Source organism: Devosia sp. (assembly GCF_034675085.1).
GTDB lineage: Bacteria > Pseudomonadota > Alphaproteobacteria > Rhizobiales > Devosiaceae > Devosia.
The window spans coordinates 1-2,412 of the sequence record NZ_JAUCDN010000410.1; the positions used below are offsets into that span (position 1 = coordinate 1).

Consider the following 2,412-nt stretch of genomic DNA (forward strand, 5'->3'; position numbering starts at 1 on the left):
GGCGCGGCGGGTGATGCTGGGCCTGTGGTCGATGCTGCCGCAATTCAGCATGACCAAACTCATCATCGCGGTCGACCCCGACATCGATGTGCGCAACTGGGCTGATGTGATGTGGGCCGTGTCCACCCGGTTCGATGCGCCGCGCGATCTGGTGGTCGTGCCCGATACACCCATCGATTATCTCGATTTCGCCTCTGCCAAGCCGGGTTTGGGCGGCAAGATGGGGCTCGATGCCACCACCAAGATCGGGGCCGAGACCGAACGCGAATGGGGGCGGACGCTGGAGATGAGCGTCGAGGTGATGGCCCGGGTCGATGAAATCTGGCCGAAATTGGGGATTTTTGCATGAACCGCGTCATTCTCGCCGTCACCGGGGCATCGGGAGCCGCAATCGGGTTTCGTATTGCCGAGCTTCTGGCGGAAATCGACGGCGTCGAGACCGAACTGGTGGTGTCTCCCGCAGCGCGGCGTACCTTGCGGCACGAATTGGGCGAAGGCAGTTTCGAGCGCCTGCAAATGCTGGCGACGCGGCAATACGATCCCGCCGATATCGGGGCAAAGCTGGCCAGCGGGTCCTATCGGGTGGCGGGGATGATCGTCGCGCCCTGTTCGATGCGCACGCTGGCCGGCATTGCCAGCGGGCTGGCGGACAATCTCATCGGCCGCGCGGCCGATGTGCAGCTCAAGGAGCGGCGTAAACTGGTGCTCTTGGCGCGGGAAACCCCGCTGCATCTGGGGCACTTGCGCAATATGCTGGCGGTGACCGAGATGGGCGCCATCGTCATGCCGCCGGTGCCGGCCTTCTATCGGCAGCCCCGGACCATTGCCGATATCGTCGATCACCTGGCGGCGCGCGCCATCGACCTGCTCGGCCTGCCCGGCTTGGAACTGGCCCAGGAGTGGCAGGGCGAGGCAGACTAAACCGCCAGCGAGTGCCGCGCGGCCCCGGCGCCCAGATAGGTGTCGAACTGCGCGGCGATGGCGCGTACGAAGGGGCGGCCCTGTTCGGTAACGGTGAAACTCTGCGCGTCGGCGGCGGTGAGCCCGTCCGGATCGGCTTCGGCAAGGCCTTGAGCGGTCTCGAAAAGCGCTTCGCCGGCGGGGCCGAAGACCTGCAATTCGGCACGGGTGAGGGCGAAGCGGCAGAGCAGGGCCTCGATGGCGAAGCCGTGCAGCCTATCGGCATCGGTGAGGGCGAAGCCGCGCGTGGTGGCGCCATTGCCGGCCAGAACCGCCTTCTGGTATTCGCCGGTGGGGGTGATGTTCTGCACATAGCCTTGCGGCAATTGCCCGATGGCCGAGGCGCCCAGCCCGATCAGCAGATCGGCGCGGTCGTCGGTATAGCCCTGAAAATTGCGGCGCAGCTTGCCATTGGCGGCGGCGATGGCCAGGCTGTCGCTGGGCTTGGCGAAGTGGTCGAAGCCAATGGACCCCATGCCGCCCTCATTGAGCAGCCCGGCCGCCAGTTGCGACTGGGCATAGCGGGCGTGGATATCGGGCAGCGCCGCCTCGGGGATCATCTGCTGGTGCTTTTTCATCCAGGGCACATGGGCATAGCCGAAAAGCGCGGTGCGGTCGGGGTTTAGCGTCAATACCTGGGCGATGGTGGCCTCAATGCTCTCCAGCGTCTGGTAGGGCAGGCCGTAGAGCACGTCGACATTGACCGAATGGACGCCGCGCTGGCGCACGGAGTTGATGACGTGGCTTGTCTGCTCGAAACTTTGCAGGCGGTTGATGGCGCGCTGCACCTTTTCGTCGAAGTCCTGCACGCCGACGCTGGCGCGGGTCAGCCCGAATTCGGCCATGGCGTCGAAGCGATCTTCTCCCAGATCGTTGGGGTCGATTTCGATACTGATTTCAGCGGTTTGCGCGATGGCGAAGTGGGTCTCAAGCCGCTGCTTCAGGCGGGTCATGTCGGGAGCCGAGAGCATTGTGGGCGAGCCGCCGCCCAGATGGATGGCAGTGACGCGGCCGCGCCCGCCGAGCTTTTCGGCGACCCAGTCGATTTCGGCGAACAGCGCTTCGAGATAGCTGGCGATGGGCTCGTAGCGCAGCGTGTGCTTGGTGTGGCAGCCGCAGAACCAGCACAACCGGTCGCAATAAGGGATGTGCAGGTAAAGGGAAATACTTGCGGTTTCAGGCACTTCGCCCAGCCAGCGCGCATAGGTCTGCGGGGTGATGCCGGCATGGAAATGCGGCGCCGTAGGATAGCTGGTATAGCGCGGGACAGGGGCGGAATAGCGGGTGACGAGATCGGCTTGCATAAGAAAAAATCCAGAAGACGCAGTCAGTTGCGCGTGTCGGTAAGGAGCGCGATGATGTCCTGCTCGGTATAGATGTGCCGGCGCAGGCTTTCGAAAAAAGCGCGCAGCAGGTAGCCGGTGGCGTCGGGCGAGGTCATGGGGCGAGCGC

General features: G+C 64.5%; 2 protein-coding genes and 1 pseudogene. 2 read left to right on the forward strand and 1 reads right to left on the reverse strand.

Annotation, left to right across the window (positions count from 1 at the left end; genetic code table 11):
• Together VDP82_RS17050 and VDP82_RS17055 are read left to right on the forward strand one after the other, a co-directional pair.
• Window positions 1–349 (forward strand): annotated as a pseudogene (locus VDP82_RS17050) (UbiD family decarboxylase); the annotation flags it as partial.
• A complete protein-coding gene (locus tag VDP82_RS17055; RefSeq protein ID WP_323016022.1) occupies window positions 346–921 on the forward strand; it encodes a UbiX family flavin prenyltransferase in 576 nt (191 codons plus the stop codon). The pseudogene VDP82_RS17050 and the gene VDP82_RS17055, both read left to right, overlap by 4 nt.
• Here VDP82_RS17055 and hemN read toward each other — a convergent pair.
• Entirely contained in the window at window positions 918–2,264 is a 1,347-nt protein-coding gene (gene hemN, locus VDP82_RS17060) for an oxygen-independent coproporphyrinogen III oxidase (protein ID WP_323016023.1), read from the reverse strand. The genes VDP82_RS17055 and hemN overlap by 4 nt on opposite strands.
• Window positions 2,265–2,412: the final 148 nt, after the last annotated feature.